Source organism: Escherichia sp. KS167_9B (assembly GCF_030295215.1).
GTDB classification, from domain to species: Bacteria; Pseudomonadota; Gammaproteobacteria; order Enterobacterales; family Enterobacteriaceae; genus Escherichia; species Escherichia coli_F.
This window is the reverse complement of sequence record NZ_AP025754.1, coordinates 542541-564790: the sequence shown is the minus strand read 5'-3', so window position 1 is coordinate 564790 and position 22250 is coordinate 542541. Positions and strand designations below refer to the sequence as shown.

Annotated in this window: 20 protein-coding genes and 1 other RNA gene; 5 read left to right on the top strand and 16 right to left on the bottom strand. The window is 51.6% G+C overall.

All coding sequences use genetic code 11. The features are described from left to right. Window positions 1-72: 72 nt before the first annotated feature. Entirely contained in the window at window positions 73-1623 is a 1551-nt protein-coding gene (pdeB, locus tag QUE34_RS02755) for a cyclic di-3',5'-guanosine monophosphate phosphodiesterase PdeB (protein WP_001353400.1), read from the top strand. Between the two features lie 41 nt (window positions 1624-1664). Here pdeB and QUE34_RS02750 read toward each other — a convergent pair whose 3' ends face one another. Together QUE34_RS02750 and ffs are read right to left on the bottom strand one after the other, a co-directional pair. Then, window positions 1665-2018: a DUF1428 domain-containing protein gene (locus QUE34_RS02750; protein ID WP_000878140.1), complete on the bottom strand. Its 354-nt coding sequence runs from the start codon at window positions 2016-2018 to the stop codon at window positions 1665-1667. A gap of 118 nt (window positions 2019-2136) precedes the next feature. Then, an RNA gene (gene ffs, locus QUE34_RS02745) (signal recognition particle sRNA small type) lies at window positions 2137-2233 on the bottom strand. Window positions 2234-2395: 162 nt separating this feature from the next. Between ffs and QUE34_RS02740 the strand changes: the two genes are divergently transcribed. Next, complete coding sequence (locus QUE34_RS02740; RefSeq protein WP_000409907.1) at window positions 2396-2707, top strand: MGMT family protein; 312 nt, start codon at window positions 2396-2398, stop codon at window positions 2705-2707. A gap of 30 nt (window positions 2708-2737) precedes the next feature. Here QUE34_RS02740 and QUE34_RS02735 read toward each other — a convergent pair whose 3' ends face one another. Then, window positions 2738-3310 (bottom strand): YbaY family lipoprotein, encoded by a 573-nt coding sequence (locus tag QUE34_RS02735; RefSeq protein WP_032302581.1) that lies wholly within the window; start codon window positions 3308-3310, stop codon window positions 2738-2740. A 217-nt stretch (window positions 3311-3527) separates the two neighbouring features. Here QUE34_RS02735 and tesB point away from each other — a divergent pair, with 217 nt between their 5' ends. Beyond that, the gene (gene tesB, locus QUE34_RS02730; protein ID WP_032302580.1) at window positions 3528-4388 is read left to right on the top strand and encodes an acyl-CoA thioesterase II; all 861 of its coding nucleotides are present in this window, start codon (window positions 3528-3530) and stop codon (window positions 4386-4388) included. Window positions 4389-4436: 48 nt separating this feature from the next. Here tesB and amtB read toward each other — a convergent pair whose 3' ends face one another. The 6 genes from amtB to cof all read right to left on the bottom strand — a co-directional run bounded on the left by amtB (window position 4437) and on the right by cof (window position 11277). Further along, complete coding sequence (gene amtB, locus QUE34_RS02725; protein WP_000685029.1) at window positions 4437-5723, bottom strand: ammonium transporter AmtB; 1287 nt, start codon at window positions 5721-5723, stop codon at window positions 4437-4439. A 29-nt stretch (window positions 5724-5752) separates the two neighbouring features. Continuing rightward, the gene (gene glnK / locus QUE34_RS02720) at window positions 5753-6091 is read right to left on the bottom strand and encodes a P-II family nitrogen regulator (protein WP_000780338.1); all 339 of its coding nucleotides are present in this window, start codon (window positions 6089-6091) and stop codon (window positions 5753-5755) included. A 180-nt stretch (window positions 6092-6271) separates the two neighbouring features. Next, the gene (locus QUE34_RS02715; protein ID WP_032183484.1) at window positions 6272-8053 is read right to left on the bottom strand and encodes a SmdB family multidrug efflux ABC transporter permease/ATP-binding protein; all 1782 of its coding nucleotides are present in this window, start codon (window positions 8051-8053) and stop codon (window positions 6272-6274) included. Beyond that, window positions 8046-9818 (bottom strand): SmdA family multidrug ABC transporter permease/ATP-binding protein, encoded by a 1773-nt coding sequence (locus QUE34_RS02710; RefSeq protein ID WP_105268430.1) that lies wholly within the window; start codon window positions 9816-9818, stop codon window positions 8046-8048. Before QUE34_RS02710 ends, QUE34_RS02715 begins: the two co-directional genes overlap by 8 nt. 29 nt (window positions 9819-9847) lie before the next feature. Beyond that, a complete protein-coding gene (gene decR / locus QUE34_RS02705) occupies window positions 9848-10306 on the bottom strand; it encodes a DNA-binding transcriptional regulator DecR (protein WP_000884589.1) in 459 nt (152 codons plus the stop codon). Between the two features lie 152 nt (window positions 10307-10458). Further along, window positions 10459-11277 carry an HMP-PP phosphatase gene (gene cof, locus QUE34_RS02700; RefSeq protein WP_105268431.1) on the bottom strand — a complete coding sequence of 273 codons (819 nt, stop codon included), beginning with the start codon at window positions 11275-11277 and terminating at the stop codon, window positions 10459-10461. A 99-nt stretch (window positions 11278-11376) separates the two neighbouring features. On the opposite strand from cof, the gene QUE34_RS02695 reads away from it, so the two are divergent. Both QUE34_RS02695 and queC read left to right on the top strand, forming a co-directional pair. Next, on the top strand, window positions 11377-13077 hold the full coding sequence (locus tag QUE34_RS02695) for an SgrR family transcriptional regulator (protein ID WP_105268432.1): 1701 nt from the start codon (window positions 11377-11379) through the stop codon (window positions 13075-13077). Window positions 13078-13141: 64 nt separating this feature from the next. Beyond that, window positions 13142-13837, top strand: a complete 696-nt coding sequence (gene queC, locus QUE34_RS02690; protein ID WP_105268433.1) for a 7-cyano-7-deazaguanine synthase QueC — start codon at window positions 13142-13144, stop codon at window positions 13835-13837. Window positions 13838-13888: 51 nt separating this feature from the next. On the opposite strand, the gene fadM is transcribed toward queC, so the two are convergent. The 7 genes from fadM to clpP all read right to left on the bottom strand — a co-directional run bounded on the left by fadM (window position 13889) and on the right by clpP (window position 22024). Then, entirely contained in the window at window positions 13889-14287 is a 399-nt protein-coding gene (gene fadM, locus QUE34_RS02685) for a long-chain acyl-CoA thioesterase FadM (protein WP_001194534.1), read from the bottom strand. A 105-nt stretch (window positions 14288-14392) separates the two neighbouring features. Further along, complete coding sequence (locus tag QUE34_RS02680; protein WP_000680297.1) at window positions 14393-14764, bottom strand: helix-hairpin-helix domain-containing protein; 372 nt, start codon at window positions 14762-14764, stop codon at window positions 14393-14395. Between the two features lie 150 nt (window positions 14765-14914). After that, window positions 14915-16786: a peptidylprolyl isomerase gene (gene ppiD, locus QUE34_RS02675; protein ID WP_032302576.1), complete on the bottom strand. Its 1872-nt coding sequence runs from the start codon at window positions 16784-16786 to the stop codon at window positions 14915-14917. A gap of 191 nt (window positions 16787-16977) precedes the next feature. After that, on the bottom strand, window positions 16978-17268 hold the full coding sequence (gene hupB, locus QUE34_RS02670; RefSeq protein ID WP_254892905.1) for a nucleoid-associated protein HU-beta: 291 nt from the start codon (window positions 17266-17268) through the stop codon (window positions 16978-16980). Window positions 17269-17458: 190 nt separating this feature from the next. Continuing rightward, the gene (lon, locus tag QUE34_RS02665) at window positions 17459-19813 is read right to left on the bottom strand and encodes an endopeptidase La (RefSeq protein ID WP_001295325.1); all 2355 of its coding nucleotides are present in this window, start codon (window positions 19811-19813) and stop codon (window positions 17459-17461) included. 187 nt (window positions 19814-20000) lie between these two features. Continuing rightward, the gene (gene clpX, locus QUE34_RS02660; RefSeq protein WP_000130305.1) at window positions 20001-21275 is read right to left on the bottom strand and encodes an ATP-dependent protease ATP-binding subunit ClpX; all 1275 of its coding nucleotides are present in this window, start codon (window positions 21273-21275) and stop codon (window positions 20001-20003) included. Between the two features lie 125 nt (window positions 21276-21400). Continuing rightward, complete coding sequence (gene clpP, locus QUE34_RS02655) at window positions 21401-22024, bottom strand: ATP-dependent Clp endopeptidase proteolytic subunit ClpP (RefSeq protein WP_000122253.1); 624 nt, start codon at window positions 22022-22024, stop codon at window positions 21401-21403. Window positions 22025-22250 lie beyond the last annotated feature (226 nt).

Here is a 22250-nt window from a genome sequence, read left to right as displayed (position 1 = left end):
TCCTTATCTCCTGCCTGCCTTTTTCCACAATCAGATATACTTTCCCTACACTGTGTTAATAAGGATATGCTGGTGAGAACACGACATCTGGTCAGCCTGATTTCGGGAGTACTGATTCTTTCAGTATTACTGCCTGTCGGCTTAAGCATCTGGCTGGCCCATCAGCAAGTACAAACATCGTTTATTGAAGAGCTGAATACTTATTCCTCCCGCGTCGCTATTCGGGCCAATAAGGTGGCGATACAAGGGAAAGATGCTCTGCAGGAGCTGGAAAGGTGGCAAGGTGCGGCCTGTAGCGCAGCCCATCTCATGAAAATGCGTCGGGTATCTTACAGTTATCGCTATATTCAGGAAGTGGTCTATATCGATAACAACGTTCCCCAGTGTTCGTCTCTGGAGCATGAAAGCCCACCCGATGCCTTCCCCGAGCCAGGTAAAATTTCGAAAGATGGTTATCGGGTCTGGTTAACATCGCATAACGATTTAGGCATTATCCGTTACATGGTCGCCATAGGAACGGCACATTATGTCGTCATGATCGACCCCGCTTCCTTTATTGATGTCATTCCCTATAGCTCATGGCAAATTGATGCCGCCATTATTGGCAATGCCCATAATGTTGTCATAACCAGCAGCGATGAAATTGCTCAGGGAATTATTACCAGGCTACAAAAAACACCCGGTGAGCATATCGAAAATAATGGAATTATTTACGATATCCAGCCCTTCCCGGAGATGAATATTTCGATCATCACCTGGGCTTCAACGAAAATGTTGCAGAAAGGCTGGCATCGGCAAGTCTTTATTTGGTTACCGCTCGGGTTGGTGATTGGCCTGCTGGCAGCGATGTTTGTGCTGCGTATTTTGCGCCGTATCCAGTCACCGCATCATCGGCTGCAGGATGCTATCGAAAATCGTGATATTTGCGTGCACTATCAGCCGATTGTCTCCTTAGCCAATGGCAAAATTGTCGGTGCTGAGGCACTGGCGCGCTGGCCGCAGACAGACGGTAGTTGGTTGTCACCAGATAGTTTTATTCCGCTGGCACAGCAAACGGGGCTTTCTGAGCCGTTGACGCTACTGATTATAAAAAGTGTCTTTGAAGATATGGGCGACTGGCTGCGTCAGCATCCGCAGCAGCATATTTCGATCAATCTTGAATCCACCGTGCTCACCTCGGAAAAAATCCCGCAATTGCTGCGTGAAATGATCAATCACTATCAGGTTAATCCCAGACAGATCGCGCTTGAACTCACTGAACGCGAGTTTGCCGATCCGAAAACCAGCGCCCCGATAATTTCTCGCTACCGGGAGGCGGGCCATGAAATTTATCTCGATGATTTTGGTACGGGGTATTCAAGTTTAAGCTATTTACAGGATCTGGATGTCGACATTCTGAAGATCGATAAATCTTTCGTTGATGCGCTGGAATATAAAAATGTCACGCCACATATCATCGAAATGGCAAAAACACTGAAACTGAAAATGGTAGCGGAGGGAATCGAAACCAGTAAACAAGAAGAGTGGCTACGCCAGCATGGCGTGCACTACGGCCAGGGCTGGCTCTATAGCAAGGCATTACCGAAAGAGGATTTCTTACGCTGGGCCGAGCAACATTTGTGAATTTTTGGGCTGACGGCACGCCGCACAGCCCGTCACGCTACCTATTCGTCGATGATTGACTCGAATCCGCCATAGATCATTCGCTTGCCATCAAACGGCATGGACTCGCCGAACTCCTTCATCCGTGGGTCCGACATCATCTTTTGATTAGCAGCGTCGCGGACCTCTTTTGAAGGGTATTCAATCCAGCTAAAGACAACCTCTTCATTCTCTTCCGCTTTCACCGCCATACGAAAATCGGTCACTTTGCCATCCGGTACATCGCTGGCCCAGCATTCGACAATACGAAGCGCGCCAAACTCTTTAAACAATGGCGCGGCCTTAGCGGCCATTTCCCGATAGGCATCCTTTTTATCGGCAGGAACGGCAACCACAAAACCATCAACATACTTCATCAGACATACCTCCGAAGCGTACTGCGCAGCCAGACAATTCTTGCGACGTCAGTTGTGGTTAAAGTTTAGCCATGTTGGGATTTTTTGACGAAACGGGGGAGGCAAAAATGGGTGGGGGCCCTGCCAGCTACATCCCGGCACACGCGTCATCTGCCTTGGCTGCTTCCTTCCGGACCTGACCTGGTAAACAGAGTAGCGTTGCGGGAGAACCAACAGAGCCCCCATTGAGAGCGTTGAGAACCAACGCGCAGGCGCATTATCACTGCTGCCCCGGCTAATTGCAACCCATTGCGTGCCAGATGCTGGTTTCTTGCGCAATGCGGCTTCACTCGGGCGTTTTTCCAGATTATGCTGAAAAATTACCTCAGGAAGAAAAGATGGAAAAAGAAGATTCATTTCCCCAACGCGTCTGGCAAATCGTAGCCGCTATTCCCGAAGGCTATGTCACCACTTACGGTGATGTGGCGAAACTGGCGGGATCGCCCCGCGCCGCGCGCCAGGTGGGTGGTGTGTTAAAGCGTCTCCCGGAAGGCAGCACCTTGCCCTGGCATCGGGTGGTTAATCGCCACGGCACCATTTCGCTAACCGGACCGGATTTACAGCGTCAGCGACAGGCATTACTGGCAGAAGGTGTGATGGTGTCAGGAAGAGGGCAAATCGACTTGCAGCGTTATCGCTGGAACTACTAACCCTCTCCGGGCGGAGAGGGTTAACTTCGCTTAATATTGCGTAGGAGCTGGAACTGCCGAAGACGGATTCACCTGGGTTGGTGAAGTTGATGGTACGGTAGTCGTTGCGCCACCGCTGGCCTGAACCGGCACGGCGGTTTGCTGCACCGGCACCAATGTCAGGTCAGCTTTAGTTCCGCCCTGGTTGATCACCGGCTGAACGGTATCGGTAATAAATACCAGTTTGTCATTCACGGTAATCGCCGCACTCAACAGAATACGCGCGTTCGGCTGAACATCTGCCGGGTTAAATGGCAGAACAAAGCTGAATGGTGACTGTTTACCTTCAGTACGCACCGCTTTTTGAGCCAGCACTTTTGACGGTGCATCGGCTAATGATGCGTCAGAAAGTGTCACGGTCAGCACGGCATCAGGCGGCAGTGCGACTTTCTGACGGATCCAGACGGTACCGGAAACATTCGGTTGCTGGATAGCAGGTTGCTGTTTTGCTGAAATAGACGTATTTGCAGCCGGTGCTGGCGTCTGAATATCCGCGCTTTTATCTGCGCAAGCCGCCAACGCAATCGCAACCGCTAAACCACTGGCCATGTGCACGAGTTTCATTCACTTCTCCTTATTATCAATGCACCAGCGGGCTAACTTTCCTCGCCGGAAGAGTGGTTAACAAAATAGTAACGTCAACAAGTGTGGCACACATCACGCATTTCTGCCTGTAATTGGCTAGTAATTCAGACTATTGCACCCATCGGACCAGTGGCAAATTTGCGTTATACTCAACTCACTTTGGCTTGCTGCGGCAGCTTTGTTACTGGAGAGTTATATGAGTCAGGCGCTAAAAAATTTACTGACATTGTTAAATCTGGAAAAAATTGAGGAAGGACTCTTTCGCGGCCAGAGTGAAGATTTAGGTTTACGCCAGGTGTTTGGCGGCCAGGTCGTGGGTCAGGCCTTGTATGCTGCAAAAGAGACTGTCCCTGAAGAGCGGCTGGTCCATTCGTTTCACAGCTACTTTCTTCGCCCAGGCGACAGTAAGAAGCCGATTATTTATGATGTCGAAACGTTGCGTGACGGTAACAGCTTCAGCGCCCGCCGGGTTGCTGCTATTCAAAACGGTAAACCGATTTTCTATATGACAGCCTCTTTCCAGGCTCCGGAAGCGGGTTTCGAACATCAAAAAGCTATGCCACCCGCACCCGCACCTGATGGCCTGCCTTCAGAAACGCAAATCGCCCAATCGCTGGCGCACCTGCTGCCGCCAGTGCTGAAAGATAAATTCATCTGCGATCGTCCGCTGGAAGTCCGTCCGGTAGAATTTCATAACCCACTGAAAGGGCATGTCGCAGAACCACATCGTCAGGTGTGGATCCGCGCAAATGGTAGCGTACCGGATGATCTGCGTGTTCATCAGTATCTGCTCGGTTACGCTTCTGATCTTAACTTCCTGCCGGTAGCTTTACAGCCGCACGGCATCGGTTTTCTCGAACCAGGGATTCAGATAGCAACCATCGACCATTCCATGTGGTTCCATCGCCCGTTTAATTTGAATGAATGGCTGCTGTATAGCGTGGAGAGCACCTCGGCGTCCAGCGCACGCGGCTTTGTGCGCGGTGAGTTTTATACCCAGGACGGCGTGCTGATTGCCTCGACCGTTCAGGAAGGGGTAATGCGTAATCACAATTAAAAAAAAAGCCGGAGGTGAAAACCGTCCGGCTGTTTTTTGCAGTGCTTATTACGCGTTATAGGCATTTTCGCCGTGGCTGTTGACGTCCAACCCTTCTCGCTCCTGTTCTTCCGGTACACGCAGACCAACCGTCAGATCCGCCAGTTTGTAGCCAATAAACGCCACCACACCGGACCAGACAATCGTAATGGCAATGCTTTCCAGCTGTACCAGCAACTGATGGCCCATCGTCACACCTTCAGCGAAGCCCACTCCGCCCAGCGAACTGGCGGCAAAAATCCCAGTCATGATACAGCCGACAATGCCACAAACGCCGTGCACACCGAAGACATCACAGGGATCATCCACCCGCAGCAAGCGTTTGAGCATGGTAACGCCCCACAAGCCCGCCAGACCAGCGACTACGCCGATAATCAACGCGCCGCCAACACCAATGTAGCCACAGGCTGGCGTCACGCCGACCAGACCGGCAATCGCGCCTGAACACGCTCCCAGCAGTGAAGGCTTACCACGCAGCGCCCATTCACCGAAGATCCAGCCAAGAATTGCCGCCGCAGTTGCGACCACAGTATTCACAAATGCCAGTGCTGCAATTTCATTCGCCGTGCCCGCTGACCCGGCATTAAAGCCAAACCAGCCGATATAGAGAATGGCAGTGCCGGTAAAGACCATCGGCAGGTTGTGCGGTTTAAACGCCTCTTTGCCGAAGCCCACGCGTTTACCAATTAGATATGCGCCCACCAGACCTGCAATAGCGGCGTTAATGTGCACCACCGTGCCACCCGCAAAATCCAGCGCACCGTGAGAAGCCAGCAAACCGCCGCCCCAGACCATATGCGCAATCGGAATGTAAGAAAGCGTCAGCCACACCACCACGAAAATCAGCACAGCTGAGAAGCGGATCCGTTCCGCCAGCGCCCCGACGATCAAGCCTACGGTAATGCAGGCAAACGATCCCTGAAACGCCACGTGGATATACTGATAAATGCTGCCCATCACCGCCGTCAGTTCGATGTTTTTCAGCATCAACCAGTTAATGTTGCCAAAGAAGTTGTTGCCCTCACCAAACGCCAGCGAGTAACCGTAAACCACCCAGAGAATACAGACCAGTGCAAACGTCACCGTCACCTGCGTCAGCATCGACAGCACGTTTTTGCCGCGAATTAACCCACCGTAAAACAGGGCAATACCCGGAATAGTCATAAACAGCACCAGCGCAGTACAAATCATCATAAACGCATTGTCAGCTTTATCGGCCACCGCAGGTGCAGCCATTACCAGTCCCGGCAGCATCGCCAGTGAAGCAAGCCCAGTTTTTATCGTCGCTATCTTCATTTTTCGTTCCTGTTGCTGTGTGCCAGAGATTACAGCGCCGCTTCGTCGGCTTCGCCGGTACGAATACGAATGACGCGTTGCAATTCAGCGACGAAGATTTTGCCGTCGCCAATTTTTCCGGTGTAAGCCGCTTTGCTGACGATATCGATCACTTCATCGAGTTGGTCATCAGCAATCGCCACATCAATTTTTACTTTTGGCAGAAAGTTGACGCTGTATTCCGCCCCCCGGTACAGCTCGGCATGCCCTTTCTGACGCCCGAAACCTTTCACTTCGGTGACGGTCAGGCCCTGAATACCAATGGAAGATAACGCTTCACGAACGTCTTCCAGCTTGAATGGTTTGATTATCACGGTCACCAGCTTCATAGATCCCCTCCGGTCAGAATTCGGTAATGGTTCTGCTACACGAAGAAGGTATTGCAAGCGGTGTGCCAGAAATGAAAAACGAGAAAGAGAGCAGGAAGTTAAGAAGATTGAAAACAAAAACGCACTATGACAGTGCACAGTGCGTTACATTTTTGCACCAACGATGAAATATTGCGCTATTCAGGCGCTCAATGATTCATCTTCACGCACGCTGGCTGCCAGCTCTTCGCCCGCAAGTTGCAGTTGATACATCTGCCAGTAGCGCCCCTGGGCTGCCAGCAGTTGCTGGTGAGTCCCCTGTTCCACAGCCTGACCACGATGAAGCACCAGAATGGTGTCGGCATCGACAATGGTCGATAAGCGGTGAGCAATCACCACAAGCGTAGTGTGTTCACGCACCGCCGCCAGTGCGTGTTGAATCGCCTGTTCAGTACCGGAGTCAATGCTGGCGGTGGCTTCATCGAGGATCAGTATTTGCGGTGTCTCCACCAGCACGCGCGCCAGTGCCAGCAGTTGCTTTTGCCCGACGGAGAGATTATTCCCCTGCTCGCCCAGCGGCGTATAAATACCATCACTCATGCTGCGCGCCAGCTCCGCCAGTTGCACGGTTTCCAGCGCCTGCCAGACGCGTTCTTCGGAGATATCACGTCCCAGCGTCACGTTGGCGAGGAATGTATCCGCCAGCACTACCGGATCTTGCTGCACCATTGCCACGCCCTGGCGCAGCGCGCTGTGACTTAGCGAACTTAATGGACGACCATCAAGGCGAATATCACCTTCCGTTAGCGGGTAATAGCCCATCAATAAACTGGCGAGGGTACTTTTACCACTGCCGGTATGCCCCACCAGCGCCACAAAGTTGCGCGAAGGCACCGAGAGATTAATGTTCTTCAGTACCAGATTGTCATCGCGATAAGCAAATGACACGTTATCGACTTCAATGTTGCCGCTCTGTAAGGGGCGATCATCATTGCCATATTGCTGGCGCGGTCCGTCCATCAGCTCAAACACGCGCTCACCAGCAACAACAGCCTGTTGCAGCATCGCCTGTTGCGTGGTCAGTTCGATTAAGGGTTCGTTAAGCCGCCCAAGATAGCTGATAAACGCATACAGTACGCCCACTTCAATGGTACCGCTGGCGGAGAAGCCAAACAGCATCAACAAGCCACAAAGAATGAGCGATGAAAATAGACTCAGCAGCGGACGCAGCAGAAAACCGTCGAGGCGTAGGGTTTGCATCCTCGCCATATAGTGTGAACGACTGGCCTCGCCCATACGTTCGCCAAATCGCGCCTGCTGACGAAACTGCTGGATGACGCTCATGCCGTTGATGATTTCGTTAAAGCCGTCGTTGATATCTGCCAGATAGGCGCGCACACGACGGACAATCGGCGTGCTGTAACGCTGGTATATCACCATCACCACCAGCACCACCGGGAAAATCATTATCGCCACCAGCGCCATTCGCCAGTCGAGGCTGAACATTGCCACCAGCATCGCACCCACCAGTGCGGCACTACGCAGGACAGTTGCCACTACGGTAACGTAGAGATCACGGATCACTTCAGTATCATTGGTAACGCGGGAAATCACCTGCCCGACCGGCTGAGTATCAAACTCGCTTAATGGCTGGCGCAGCGCGGCGTCCATCACATCCGTGCGCAACTGTTGTACCACGCCAACCGCCGCCCGATTAAACAGCAGCGATTGCGCGTAATGTAGCCCAGCGGCAAACAGTTGTAGCCCAACATACGCCGCCGCCAGCCCGGCAACCACTTTCAACGGCAGGTTATTTTTCGCTACCATATTGTCGATAAAATAGCTGATAAGCAGCGGCCCGCTGACTTCTGCCGCCGCCGCAACCCACATCATCAGGACCGCAATCCCCAACGGTTTACGCCACGGCGAACCGTACGCTAACAGGCGCTTGAGAGTCGGCCACAGTTGGCTAAAACTACGCATCGATGGCCTCCTCGCGAATTTCCGGAGCGTCGTCGAGCGCCGCCTCCAGTTGTTGATAGCGATACATATCGCGATACCAGCCGCTTTGTTGCGCCAGTGCATCATGATTGCCACGCTGGGCGATATGTCCGTGCTGCATCACAATAATTTCACTGGCTTCCGTCAGTGCAGAGAGGCGATGGGCACTGATGATTACCGTCCTTCCCTGCCCCCACTGGCGCAGGTTATGCAGGATCTGGTGCTCTGTGCGTCCGTCCACCGCCGAAAGCGCATCATCAAGGATGAGGATTTCCGCGTTGACTAATAACGCACGAGCAATGGAGATACGCTGTTTTTGCCCACCAGAAAGCATCACGCCGCGCTCGCCCACCTCTGTATCGTAACCTTGCGGTAGACGCAAAATATCGTCATGTACGCTGGCTAACCGCGCGACATGCTCAATCTCTTGCTGTGTGGCATTCGGGCAACCCAGCGCGATGTTGTTCGCCACGGTGTCGGAAAAAAGGAATGGCGTCTGGCTGACCACCGCCAGGCGGCTACGCCAGCTATCGAGTTGTAACTTCGTCAGAGGAATATCATGAAAGCGAATATCCCCCTCGCTGACGTCGAAATGACGCTGAATGAGCGACAACAGGGTACTTTTGCCGGAACCAGTCGGCCCGCAGATACCCAGCATCTGACCGGGTTTCAGGGCGAAATTAATGTTTTCCAGCGCAGGATGGTCAGTCTGCGGATACATAAACTGGCGAATATTTACATCCAGTTCACCCCGCCCTTGCGGCACGGGTTCGCTACCATCGTTCACCACCGGCGCTTCCGCCAGCATCGCGCGAATACGGCTGTACGCAGCACTACCACGCTCCACTATGTTAAACATCCATGCCAGCGCCAGCATCGGCCAAATCATCAGACCTAAATACATCATAAAACTGGTGAGCTGGCCCAGCGTTAAACTGCCCTGCACCACCATCCAACTACCGCCGCCAATCGCCAGCAAGTTCGCCATACCAATCGCGATATAGATGGTCGGGTCGAAACGAGCATCAATACGCGCCACCCGCATGTTTTTTTTGCCGGTATCTTCGGCATCCGCGGCAAATAACGCCGACTGGCGATCTTCCAGACCAAAGGCTTTGATCATGCGGATACTGGTGAGGCTTTCCTGGGTGCGGTCATTAAGACTGGAAAACGCCGCCTGTGCCAGCTTAAAGCGTTCATGCAAGGCATCGCCGTTGCGCTTAATCATGATCGCCATCACTGGCATAGGTAACAGGGCAAATAAGGTCAACTGCCAGCTAATTTGCGTAGACATCATAATCAACACAGCGCAGCCCATCACCAGTGAATCCACCAGCGTCAGCACCCCTTCTCCGGCGGCAAACACGACCCGATCGACGTCATTGGTCGCACGAGCCATGAGGTCACCCGTGCGATGACGCAGGTAAAACTCAGGATGCTGCCGGCTTAGCTGACGGTAATAATCTTCGCGCAGTTCTACCGCCAGTTGGTAAGACGCGCCAAACAGCAATACACGCCAGACGTAACGCAGGAGATAAACCACAACGGCAATCAGCACCATGGTGGCGATCCACATCAGGATCTGCCCGGTAGTAAAGTGTTGTTCTGTCACGCCATCGACAACAATACCAACCACTTTCGGCGGAACCAGTTGCAGCATCGCGATAATGACAAGCAAGGCGACAGCCCCGAGATAGCGACGCCATTCCCGACGGAAATACCAGCTTAATTGAGCAAATAATCGCACGCGTTGTGTCCTGACCTGATTCTGGATATTTATTCGATGGGTAAAGAAGTGGTGTATTTAATCTGTTCCATCGCGAAGCTGGAAGTGACGTCCGACAGCCCCGGCACGCTGTTTACCAGACGCTTATAAAACTCGTCGTAGCGTTTCATATCGGCAACCTGGACGCGCATCAGATAATCGTATTCCCCGGCCATGCGCCAGAACCCCAGCACTTCTGGCATTTCAGTAACCACCGTCACAAAGCGGCAATACCATTCGCTGCTGTGATGTTGCGTTTTTATCAGCACAAAGGCGGTCAGACCGAGGCCAATTTTTTCCGGGTCCAACAGGGCGACTTTGCCGATAAGGATACCGTCATCCTCCAACCGTTTCAGTCGCTTCCAGCAAGGCGTGGTTGTCAGATTAACGGCTTCAGCCAATGCCTGCAAAGAGAGGGTGCAATCCTGCTGTAGTAAGGCCAGCAGCTTACGGTCAATTTTATCTAACATAACCCTTCCACAGAGAATTTTTTTCTCTTTTAATTCTATTTTAAAGGTGAAATCGCGACAATTTATTCTGTGCGGTTTAAACATCACGGCACAAAATGACAAATTCAACGCAAAAAAAACCGGGCAATTGCCCGGTGCTGGAAGGGATCTCGTTATTCGGGGGAATAAGGTAGATGTGGATAGTCCAGCCAGTGCGTCAAATAGTGAGAGACCGCCTGATTTCGGCAATGTCCAATCACCGGTAAATGAGGGAGCTCCGCGCGCAGTTGCAGCATCGCATTGCCCATAATAAAGCCGCTACCGACGCTGCCTAACATTTCGCGATCGTTCATCGCATCACCAAAGGCCATGCAATCGCGCAACGATAAACCTAAATGTTGGGTCAGCACCGTCAATGCAGCGCCTTTATTGCAGCCCACCGGGAGCACTTCGAGGCAATCCGTCGCGGAAAAACACAAATGTGCACGCTCGCCTAATGCTTCGTGTAGTTGGATCAGCAAGCGTGTAAGATCGTCGTGATCGCCACAGAAGCAGATCTTGGTGACGCTGCCGAGTGGCATTTTTTTAACATCGATTATCTGATAACGAAAACCGCTATAGACAAATGCCTGCAACAACGCAGGGATCTCTTTTCCGGTAAACCAACCATCGTCATTGAAAATATGCATGCTAGCTCGGGTATCCCATTGCTGATACAGCACCAGCTCTGCCACATCCGCAGGTAAATCATCACGATGTAAAAGTTCACCTTCCAGAGAATGCACGCGCGTTCCGTTGCCGGTAATCAAATACGCATCCAGCGATAGCGCCCCGAGAATATGCTGCATCTCCAGCGCATGACGACCTGTGGCGAAAGTGAGGGTAATGTCGCGTTCACGCAGTCGTGCCAAAGTAGAGAGTGTTTTCTCACCTAAATGATGGTCAGGCATCAATAAAGTGCCGTCCATATCAAATGCTGCCAGACGAGCCATTTCTTTCTCCACTCTGTGACACGGTTAATAGTGATTGAGTATCACCTGATATATACGGAAGTAATAGTGAATAGTTAAATAATATTGTTCCGGGTTTATATGCGACTGCTCAACCGTCTTAACCAGTATCAACGACTATGGCAACCTTCCGCCGGAAAGCCGCAAACCGTCACCGTCAGCGAACTGGCCGAACGCTGTTTTTGCAGCGAACGCCATGTTCGTACGCTGTTACGCCAGGCACAGGAGGCGGGATGGCTGGAGTGGCAGGCGCAGTCAGGACGCGGAAAGCGCGGTCAACTACGCTTTCTGGTCACGCCAGAATCGCTACGCAATGCGATGATGGAACAGGCGCTGGAAACCGGAAAGCAGCAAGATGTGCTGGAGCTGGCGCAACTGGCCCCAGGTGAGCTGCGCACTCTGTTACAGCCGTTTATGGGCGGACAATGGCAAAACGATACGCCCACGTTGCGTATTCCCTACTATCGCCCGCTCGAACCGCTACAACCGGGCTTTTTGCCCGGCCGTGCCGAGCAGCATCTCGCCGGACAGATATTTTCCGGCCTGACCCGCTTCGATAATAATACCCAGCGCCCGATTGGCGATTTAGCGCATCACTGGGAAACCTCTGCTGACGGGTTACGCTGGGACTTTTATCTTCGTTCAACCCTACACTGGCATAACGGCGATGCAGTAAAAGCCTCACACTTACACCAGCGGTTATTGATGCTGTTACAACTGCCAGCACTGGGTCAATTATTTATTAGCGTGAAGCGTATTGAAGTCACCCATCCGCAGTGTCTGACCTTCTTTTTACATCGCCCCGATCACTGGCTTGCGCACCGGCTGGCGAGCTACTGCAGCCATCTGGCGCATCCGCAATTCCCCCTGATCGGCACTGGTCCTTTTCGCTTAACACAATTCACAGCGGAACTGGTGCGCCTGGAGAGCCATGATTATTACCATTTGCGTCATCCGCTGCTTAAAGCGGTTGAGTACTGGATAACTCCGCCGCTTTTCGAAAAAGATTTGGGAACCAGTTGTCGGCATCCCGTGCAAATCACCATCGGCAAACCGGAGGAGCTGCAACGCGTCAGCCAGGTCAGTAGCGGCATCAGTTTAGGTTTTTGCTATTTAACGTTGCGCAAAAGTCCCCGACTGTCCCTCTGGCAGGCGCGAAAAGTGATCTCCATTATTCATCAATCCGGTTTATTACAAACGTTAGAAGTCGGAGAAAACCTGATCACCGCCAGTCATGCATTACTGCCTGGCTGGACTATTCCACAATGGCAAGTACCGGATGACGTCAAACTACCGAAAACCTTGACGCTGGTTTATCACCTACCGATAGAACTTCATACCATGGCAGAACGCCTACAGGCGACACTGGCCGCGGAAGGCTGTGAACTTACAATTATTTTTCATAACGCAAAAAACTGGGACGACACGACCCTACTGGCACACGCAGACCTCATGATGGGCGACAGGTTAATTGGCGAAGCACCGGAATATACCCTGGAGCAATGGCTGCGTTGCGATCCACTGTGGCCACATGTTTTCGACGCTCCAGCATATGCACATTTGCAATCGACACTGGACGCGGTGCAAGTAATGCCTGATGAGGAAAACCGATTTAGTGCCCTGAAAGCGGTTTTTAGCCAGTTAATGGCAGACGCGACGCTGACGCCGCTGTTCAACTATCACTATCGCATTAGCGCTCCACCCGGCGTGAATGGTGTGCGACTGACTCCGCGCGGCTGGTTTGAATTTACCGAAGCCTGGCTTCCCGCACCGTCGCAATGAATAGCTGGTCCGGGTTAATCGCAGGCGTTACCATAACGCTTTTATTGTTCAAGCAGGATTATCTATGAAACGTGCTGTCGTTGTGTTCAGTGGAGGCCAGGATTCCACCACCTGTCTGGTGCAGGCATTACAACAATATGATGAAGTCCAGTGCGTGACGTTCGATTACGGTCAGCGACATCGCGCGGAAATCGACGTGGCACGCGAACTGGCGCTGAAACTGGGGGCACGCGCGCATAAGGTTCTTGATGTAACGCTGCTCAACGAGCTGGCGGTCAGCAGCCTGACACGTGACAGCATTCCAGTGCCAGATTATGAACCTGAAGCCGATGGCATCCCGAATACGTTTGTCCCTGGGCGTAATATTTTGTTCCTGACACTGGCGGCAATATATGCGTATCAGGTAAAAGCAGAAGCCGTAATTACCGGCGTCTGCGAAACGGATTTCTCCGGTTACCCGGATTGCCGCGATGAGTTTGTGAAAGCACTAAACCATGCCGTCAGTTTAGGCATGGCGAAAGATATTCGTTTTGAAACGCCACTGATGTGGATTGATAAAGCGGAAACCTGGGCGCTGGCGGATTATTACGGCAAGCTGGATTTAGTGCGCTACGAAACGCTGACCTGCTATAACGGTATTAAAGGCGACGGTTGCGGTCATTGTGCGGCATGTAATTTACGCGCTAACGGATTGAATCATTATCTGGCCGATAAACCGACGGTGATGGCAGCGATGAAGCAGAAAACCGGGTTGAAGTAATTATTCCGGGTGTCGCCGGATGCGGCTTGAGCATCCGGCACCACAAAACGTTTACTTAACCATCTGCTCCAGCTTTTCGCGCAATTCCCCTTCCAGAGCTAATGCTTTCTGCGTTTTAAGATCAATACAAACAAACGTAATAAGCGCATCCGCGACCACCTGCCCTTCCGGCTCCAGTGTAATGACCTGGCTTAAGATGCCGCTTTTACCGTTTAATTGCTGCAACTGACTGGTAATGGTTAACAGGTCGCTTAATACCGCCGGGCGACGATAGTTAATATTGATATTGACCACGACGAAGGCGATGTTATGGGCCGTCATCCACTGAAAACTGTCGCTATTTTCCAACCCATCCCAGCGGGCTTCTTCGAGAAACTCAAGGTAGCGGGCGTTGTTTACGTGCTGGTAAACGTCGAGATGATATCCACGAACTTTGATTTGTGTTTGCATAGCGCAATAACCTTACGTTGTTGTTATAAGAACTGTTATAAGTGCAGAGGTCATAACTGGTATGACCTCTTCAGTCTGGCAAAAATTTGCCACTATGCAAATTAATTACAGGGTTAATACCGCCAGATTACGTTCCACCAGCGAATTGCCCATCCCCGGCACCTGCTTGAGATCCTCCACCGTTTTAAACGGACCGTACTCTTCGCGATAACTGACAATCGCCTGCGCCTTCTTCAGGCCAACGCCATTCATCGCGCGGGCTAACTCTTCCGCGCTGGCATTATTAATGCTGACCCGGGTACCTTCTTCGTCACTGGCTTTAGTCGGTACTGCTGCTTTACTTTGTGCTGCAGGAGCTTCCGCTTTGGTTTCTACCGTTGTCGGTTTCGCCGCAGGAGCTGCCGCCAGCGCGCTATGAGACATTCCGGCACAGGCCAGGGACAGGGTAATGAGCAGTGCTTTAATTCCGTGTTTCATACTGTTTTCTCCTTGTTTGTTAACAGTGGAATCACCTTAACGACAGTGAAAACAGGAAACAAATGGCAATGTTCAGAAATGGAAAAGGCCGCGAAAGCGACCTTTTCTTGTTACAGCTGCAAAGCATTTTTTTGCGAGGCGGCTTCAGGATTATTGCTGTTCCAGCGCATCGCCAATTTTGATTTTCGCCTCTTTACGCAGGTTACTCATCAGAGCTTCAAAGACGATTTGTGCGTTGTTCTGGGTGATACCCTGCACCATCGCTTTTTTCTGATCTTCCGGCATTGAACCTTGTTTCACTTCATCCAGCGCCAGCAGAACCACATTACCTTGCATATCGGTCGCCATACCGTAGCTCGGTTTGTCTTTCGCTGGCAGTGGCAGTGCAAACGCCGCCTGGCTAATCGGGTCACGACCGGAACGGCTTAAGGTTTTCGGCTCGCCAAATTTCAGACCGGCGGCCTGCATAGCTTCTGCACCTTTGCCGGCTTTCAAATCAACCAGCAGTTTTTCAGCATCCACTTTCGCCTGTTGTTCAGCTTTGTTGTGCTGAACCAGTGCCTTAACTTGTTCCTGAACATCTGCCAACGGTTTCACCGCTTCCGGTTTGTGCTCGCTGATGCGCAGCACGAATGCGCGGTCGCCGTCTACGGTGATGATGTCAGAGTTGATGCCCGGTGCGCCGTTTTCACCTACCAGACCGCCGTTAAAGATAGCGTCTGCAACCGGCTTAAAGTTCAACTCTTCCGGCAGGTTATCTTTGCTGAACCAACCCGTCTGAGTGGCTTTTACGCCCGCAGCTTGCTCTGCACCGGCCAGAGACTCGGTATCATTACTTGCTGCATCGCTCACTTTCTGCTGCAGTGCGTAGTACGCATCGAGGGCTTTTTCGTGTTTCACTTTCGCCGCGACATCGTCACGCACTTCGTCTAACGACTTCACTTTCGCTGGCTGAATGTCGTCCAGACGTACAATCAGGAAACCGACCGAAGATTTGATGACACCAGAGAGTTGGCCTTTTTCTTTCAGACCAGCATTTTTCAGTTCGTCCGGGATAGTGGCATCTTCTAACCAACCCATATCGCCGCCGTTACGGGCAGAGATAATATCGGCAGATTTTTCTTTGGCTAACGTAGCAAAATCACCGCCTTTATTCAGCTCATCAAGTACCGCTTTCGCTTCATCTTCAGTTTTGGTCTGGATGATGCTGTAGCGGGTACGCTGCGGCTGGGTGAATTGATCCTGATGCTGATCGTAGTAGCTCTGGATATCCGCATCGCTAACCGGTTGCTGCATCGTTGCGGCATCCAGCTTGATGTAACTCACGCGGAATTGTTCCGGCGTCATGAAATTGTTTTTGTTTTGTTCGTAGTAGCTGGCAATTTCCTGTTCGGTCACAGGCTGCTTCGCCGCCAGCGCGTTAACATCGATAGTCGCTTCACGTACCACGCGTTGTTGAGCTACCAGTGCCGCCAGCTCGTCGGTTTCACCTTTCAGCATAAAATCGGTACCGGCAACGCCGTTAATCAGCTGTTGGGTAGTGAGCTGGTTACGTAGCGCCTGGGCGTACTGATCGGCGGTCATCCCCATCTGGTTGAGGATACCGTTATAGCGGCTGTTATCAAATTTGCCGTCAACCTGGAAGGCTGGGGTCGCGAAAATCGCCTGTTTAACCTGCTCATCACTGATACCCAGTTTCAGCTCACGAGCGTACTGATCCAGCAGCGCCTCGTCGATCAGACGATTCAGCACCTGTTGACGCAGGGTTTTCATATAGCCTTCGTTCGCTGCAAGCTCAGAGTATTGATCGCCCAGCTGTTGCTGCATGCGATTACGCTCGCTGTTGAAGGCGTTCTCGAACTGCCCACGGCTGATTTCCTGGTCATTCACTTTTGCGGCGTAGTTATTGCCTCCGCCAATCAGGTAACCACTCACGCCGGTCAATATGAACGACACGATAATGATACCGAAAATAATCTTGAGCACGAGACTGTTTGCAGCCGTGCGTAAGCTGTCCATCATGGTGTAACAACACTCCGCTGTAGATGACTGTGTACCTCACGCAACGTATCGATGCGCGCAAAGGCCTATTGTGACAAGAAACGGGGGCAATTGTCAGCCCACAAGACGCAGAAAGTCACCGAATACAAATAAAAAAGGCACATCAGTAGATGCGCCCTTGAACTTCGTCACATCCCCACTGGGGACAACGCTTAGTTTACCGCGTCTTTCAGTGCTTTACCTGCACGGAAGCTCGGTACTTTAGCGGCAGCGATGGTGATCTCTTTACCGGTCTGCGGGTTGCGGCCAGTACGGGCAGCACGCTCTTTAACGGCAAAAGTACCAAAACCTACCAGTGCTACATCATCCCCTTCTTTCAGAGATTCAGTTACGGAAGCAATAATAGCATCTAACGCACGGCCAGCCGCAGCTTTAGAGATATCAGCCCCTGCAGCAATCTTGTCGATCAATTGAGATTTATTCACTCTTCTCTTCCTCTTTATAATTTATATCGCACTTGAATCCTTCAAGGTACGAACGCGCAGCAGTTATATCAGGCCAGCCATCCCCTTACAACACCCCTTAATAAGGGCAAGCCCAATCCGCCATCTAACTTAGCGAGACAAAAAAAGGCTGGCAAGTCCGAATTAGCCTGCCAGCCCTGTTTTTATTAGTGCATTTTGCGCGAGGTCACTATTTTGCAGTCACAACCTGCATGCCAGACGGTTCATTTTGCAGCGCAAGAGTCAGAACTTCCTCAATGCGTTTCACAGGATGAATGTCCAGATCAGCAATTACGTTGTCAGGAATCTCTTCCAGATCGCGTTTATTTTCGAACGGAATTAACACTGTTTTAATCCCGCCGCGATGCGCTGCCAGTAGTTTTTCTTTCAAACCACCGATCGGCAGTACCTGACCACGCAGAGTGATCTCACCAGTCATTGCCACATCGGCACGAACCGGGTTACCGGTCAGGCAAGAAACCAGCGCGGTGCACATAGCAATACCGGCACTCGGACCATCTTTCGGCGTCGCACCTTCCGGTACGTGGACGTGGATGTCGCGTTTTTCGTAAAAATCAGGGTTGATCCCCAGTTTTTCCGCACGCGCACGAACCACCGTTAACGCCGCCTGAATGGACTCCTGCATCACTTCGCCGAGCGAACCGGTATAGGTCAGTTTGCCTTTACCCGGAACGCACGCGGTTTCAATGGTAAGTAAGTCACCGCCCACTTCCGTCCACGCCAGACCGGTTACCTGACCGACACGGTTTTCGTTATCCGCGCGTCCATAGTCGAAACGCTGAACACCGAGATAGTCATGCAGGTTATCGCCGTTAATTTCGATATGTTTTAATGACTTATCGAGCAGTAACTGCTTAACCGCTTTGCGACACAGTTTGGAGATTTCACGCTCCAGGCCACGCACGCCCGCCTCACGGGTGTAGTAACGAATAATGCCGATAATGGCGCTATCGTCGACGGTCAGTTCACCTTTTTTCAGTGCATTACGTTCAATCTGCTTCGGCAGCAGGTGACGTTTGGCGATGTTCAGTTTTTCATCTTCGGTATAACCGGAGAGGCGAATCACTTCCATACGATCCAGCAGTGGTGCCGGAATGTTCATGGAGTTTGACGTCGCGACAAACATCACGTCGCTAAGGTCGTAATCCACTTCCAGGTAGTGGTCGCTGAACGCTACGTTCTGCTCTGGATCCAGCACTTCAAGCAGTGCGGAAGCCGGATCGCCACGCATGTCAGAAGACATTTTGTCGATCTCATCGAGCAGGAACAGCGGGTTTTTCACGCCCACTTTCGCCATTTTCTGGATCAATTTACCCGGCATAGAACCGATGTAAGTACGGCGGTGACCACGGATTTCCGCTTCGTCACGCACGCCGCCCAGCGCCATACGAACATATTTACGTCCGGTAGCTTTGGCGATGGACTGACCCAGGGACGTTTTACCTACCCCCGGCGGCCCAACCAGGCAGAGGATCGGTCCCTTGATTTTGTTGACACGGCTTTGAACCGCAAGATACTCAAGGATACGATCTTTAACGCGCTCCAGACCATAATGGTCGGTATCAAGGATTTCTTGCGCCTGACGCAGATCTTTTTTGACCTTGCTACGCGCATTCCACGGCACCTGCACCATCCAGTCGATATAACCACGCACCACGGTCGCTTCTGCCGACATCGGAGACATCATTTTCAGCTTCTGCAGTTCTGCTTCCGCTTTCTCTTTTGCCTCTTTCGGCATTTTCGCCGCGTCGATTTTCCGCTTCAGGGCTTCGTTTTCGTCCGGCGCGTCGTCCATTTCACCGAGTTCTTTCTGAATAGCTTTCATTTGCTCGTTCAGATAGTACTCACGCTGGGATTTCTCCATCTGCTTTTTAACGCGGTTGCGAATGCGTTTCTCAACCTGCAGCAGATCGATTTCCGATTCCATCATTGCCATCAGATATTCCAGACGTTCGTTAACGTCGGACATCTCCAGAACGGACTGTTTGTCAGCCAGTTTCAGCGGCATATGTGCAGCAATGGTATCCGCCAGACGCGCCGGATCGTCGATGCTATTCAGCGACGTCAGCACTTCTGGTGGAATTTTTTTGTTCAGCTTGATGTAGCCTTCGAACTGGCTGATTGCAGTACGCACCAGCACTTCCTGTTCCCGCTCATCAATGGTCGGCGACTCCAGATACTCCGCCTTCGCAGAAAAGTGTTCGCCATTGTCAGAGAGCGCAGAAATACGCGCGCGCTGTAACCCCTCGACCAGCACTTTGACGGTGCCGTCAGGCAGTTTCAGCATCTGCAATATAGAGGCCACGGTCCCGACGGTGAAAAGATCGTTTACACCCGGCTCATCCGTTGAAGCTTCTTTCTGCGCGACCAGCATAATTTTTTTATCATGGTCCATCGCCGCTTCCAGACAACGGATAGATTTTTCCCGCCCGACAAATAAGGGGATGACCATGTGCGGATAAACCACCACATCGCGCAGCGGCAATACGGGGATTTCAATGCGTTCAGAACGCTCAGGATTCATAGAGCTCTCTCTTAGTTTAATTTCCGCCAGGTAATCAGATGACACGACTGTGCTTCACGCCATCTATTAACATGTACGTCAGTATATGGGGATGTTTCCCCCACATTCAACGCCGAGAATAGAGGAAAAATTAAAGGGGAGATAAAATCCCCCCTTTTTGGTTAACTAATTGTATGGGAATGGTTAATTATTCACCAGATGCCTGTTGCGCTTCCGGCTTGCCATAAATCAGCAACGGCTTGCTTTGACCATCAATTACCGATTCGTCGATAACCACTTTTTCGACGTCTTCCATGGACGGCAGATCGTACATGGTATCGAGCAGTGCGGCTTCTACGATGGAACGCAGGCCACGGGCACCGGTTTTACGCGCCATCGCTTTCTTAGCGATAGCATCCAGCGCCTCGTCACGGAATTCCAGATCCACGCCTTCCAGATTAAACAGCGCCTGATACTGCTTGGTCAGGGCGTTTTTCGGCTCTTTGAGGATCTGAATCAGAGCTTCTTCGCTCAGTTCATTCAACGTTGCGACAACCGGCAGACGACCAATGAACTCAGGGATCAGACCAAACTTGATCAGATCTTCCGGTTCAACCTGCGCCAGCAGCTCGCCTTCACTTGCTTTGTCAGATTTCGCTTTTACCGTCGCGCCAAAACCAATGCCGGAGCCTGTTTCTACACGATGGGAAATCACTTTATCCAGACCGGCAAACGCACCGCCACAGATAAACAGGATCTTAGAGGTATCAACCTGCAAGAATTCCTGCTGCGGATGTTTACGCCCACCTTGCGGTGGAACAGCAGCTACCGTACCTTCGATCAGTTTCAACAGTGCCTGCTGTACGCCTTCACCGGAAACGTCTCGGGTAATGGACGGGTTGTCTGACTTACGAGAAATCTTGTCGATTTCATCGATGTAGACAATCCCGCGCTGCGCTTTCTGTACGTCGTAATCGCACTTTTGCAACAGCTTCTGAATGATGTTTTCAACGTCTTCGCCCACATAACCGGCTTCGGTCAGCGTGGTTGCATCGGCCATGGTGAACGGGACGTCCAGCAGGCGCGCCAGCGTTTCGGCCAGCAGCGTTTTACCGGAACCGGTCGGACCGATCAGCAGAATGTTACTTTTGCCCAACTCGACACCATTGCTGGTATCTCCGTTGCGCAGACGTTTGTAGTGGTTGTATACCGCGACCGCCAGCACTTTTTTCGCCTGTTCCTGACCGATAACGTAATCGTCCAGGTGGTTGCGAATTTCATGCGGCGTCGGTAGCGCACTGCGTTCACGATGCGGTGCAACTTCTTTAATCTCTTCGCGAATGATGTCGTTACATAAATCAACACATTCGTCGCAGATATACACGGATGGACCGGCAATCAGCTTGCGCACTTCATGCTGGCTTTTGCCGCAAAAAGAGCAATACAGCAATTTGCCTGAGCCATCTTTGCGTTTATCTGTCATGGGTCAAAACCTCTTCTTTGTTCTTTGTGCCGCACACGACGACGCAAATGCCATTCTCAGGCGCAAGCCGCTTACAGCGTTGTGCCGCCCTGGATAAGTATAGCGGCACAGTTGCGCCTCTGGCATCAATTACGATGGGTCAGAATCGAATCGACCAGACCGTATTCCACCGCTTCAGGGGCGGAAAGGAAGCGATCGCGCTCGGTATCACGTTCAATCTGTTCTAATGATTGACCCGTATGAAGCGCCATAAGTTCATTCATGCGCCCTTTAACTTTCAGAATTTCACGGGCATGAATTTCGATATCGGTCGCCTGGCCCTGGTAGCCGCCCAACGGCTGGTGAATCATCACGCGCGAATTCGGCAAGCAGAAACGTTTACCTTTTGCCCCTGCAGTCAGCAAGAAAGCGCCCATCGAAGCCGCCTGGCCCATACAGATGGTGCTGACATCAGGCTTGATAAACTGCATGGTGTCATAGATAGACATCCCGGCAGTGATCACCCCGCCTGGGGAGTTAATGTACAGATAGATATCTTTTTCTGGGTTTTCTGCTTCCAGGAACAGCATCTGCGCCACAATCAGGTTAGCCATGTGGTCTTCAACCTGGCCAGTCAGAAAAATGACGCGTTCCTTAAGTAGACGAGAATAGATATCAAAAGAGCGCTCACCACGTGAGGTCTGTTCAATGACCATCGGCACCAGCGCCATATGGGGTGCAAAGTTATCTCGTTCGCCGCTGTATGACATTTCCGTCTCCTGGATAAAATTGAAAAAACCTGCTGTACCGATTGTAACCTTATGGACGGATTATCAGCTAGTCCCTGTGTTATGGGTACGGCATCACCATATTTCAAGCATAACAATCTTTTGTTGTTACGCTAACACCGAAAGAGGCTTTTCGCACGGTTCCATGCAAAATTCATGACAAAAAAAGGCCCACCACCTGGCGGTGATGGGCCTTTGTGCGAATTTA

What these genes read in the sequence shown, in the direction of transcription:
- QUE34_RS02680 (WP_000680297.1), bottom strand. Translation starts at nt 14,764, where the DNA reads ATGAAACACGGAATTAAAGCACTGCTCATTACCCTGTCCCTGGCCTGT.
- cof (WP_105268431.1), bottom strand. Translation starts at nt 11,277, where the DNA reads ATGGCTCGTCTGGCAGCATTTGATATGGACGGCACTTTATTGATGCCT.
- amtB (WP_000685029.1), bottom strand. Translation starts at nt 5,723, where the DNA reads ATGAAGATAGCGACGATAAAAACTGGGCTTGCTTCACTGGCGATGCTG.
- clpP (WP_000122253.1), bottom strand. Translation starts at nt 22,024, where the DNA reads ATGTCATACAGCGGCGAACGAGATAACTTTGCACCCCATATGGCGCTG.
- QUE34_RS02715 (WP_032183484.1), bottom strand. Translation starts at nt 8,053, where the DNA reads ATGCGTAGTTTTAGCCAACTGTGGCCGACTCTCAAGCGCCTGTTAGCG.
- lon (WP_001295325.1), bottom strand. Translation starts at nt 19,813, where the DNA reads ATGAATCCTGAGCGTTCTGAACGCATTGAAATCCCCGTATTGCCGCTG.
- glnK (WP_000780338.1), bottom strand. Translation starts at nt 6,091, where the DNA reads ATGAAGCTGGTGACCGTGATAATCAAACCATTCAAGCTGGAAGACGTT.
- clpX (WP_000130305.1), bottom strand. Translation starts at nt 21,275, where the DNA reads ATGACAGATAAACGCAAAGATGGCTCAGGCAAATTGCTGTATTGCTCT.
- ppiD (WP_032302576.1), bottom strand. Translation starts at nt 16,786, where the DNA reads ATGATGGACAGCTTACGCACGGCTGCAAACAGTCTCGTGCTCAAGATT.
- queC (WP_105268433.1), top strand. Translation starts at nt 13,142, where the DNA reads ATGAAACGTGCTGTCGTTGTGTTCAGTGGAGGCCAGGATTCCACCACC.
- QUE34_RS02750 (WP_000878140.1), bottom strand. Translation starts at nt 2,018, where the DNA reads ATGAAGTATGTTGATGGTTTTGTGGTTGCCGTTCCTGCCGATAAAAAG.
- tesB (WP_032302580.1), top strand. Translation starts at nt 3,528, where the DNA reads ATGAGTCAGGCGCTAAAAAATTTACTGACATTGTTAAATCTGGAAAAA.
- QUE34_RS02740 (WP_000409907.1), top strand. Translation starts at nt 2,396, where the DNA reads ATGGAAAAAGAAGATTCATTTCCCCAACGCGTCTGGCAAATCGTAGCC.
- QUE34_RS02735 (WP_032302581.1), bottom strand. Translation starts at nt 3,310, where the DNA reads ATGAAACTCGTGCACATGGCCAGTGGTTTAGCGGTTGCGATTGCGTTG.
- decR (WP_000884589.1), bottom strand. Translation starts at nt 10,306, where the DNA reads ATGTTAGATAAAATTGACCGTAAGCTGCTGGCCTTACTACAGCAGGAT.
- fadM (WP_001194534.1), bottom strand. Translation starts at nt 14,287, where the DNA reads ATGCAAACACAAATCAAAGTTCGTGGATATCATCTCGACGTTTACCAG.
- QUE34_RS02695 (WP_105268432.1), top strand. Translation starts at nt 11,377, where the DNA reads ATGCGACTGCTCAACCGTCTTAACCAGTATCAACGACTATGGCAACCT.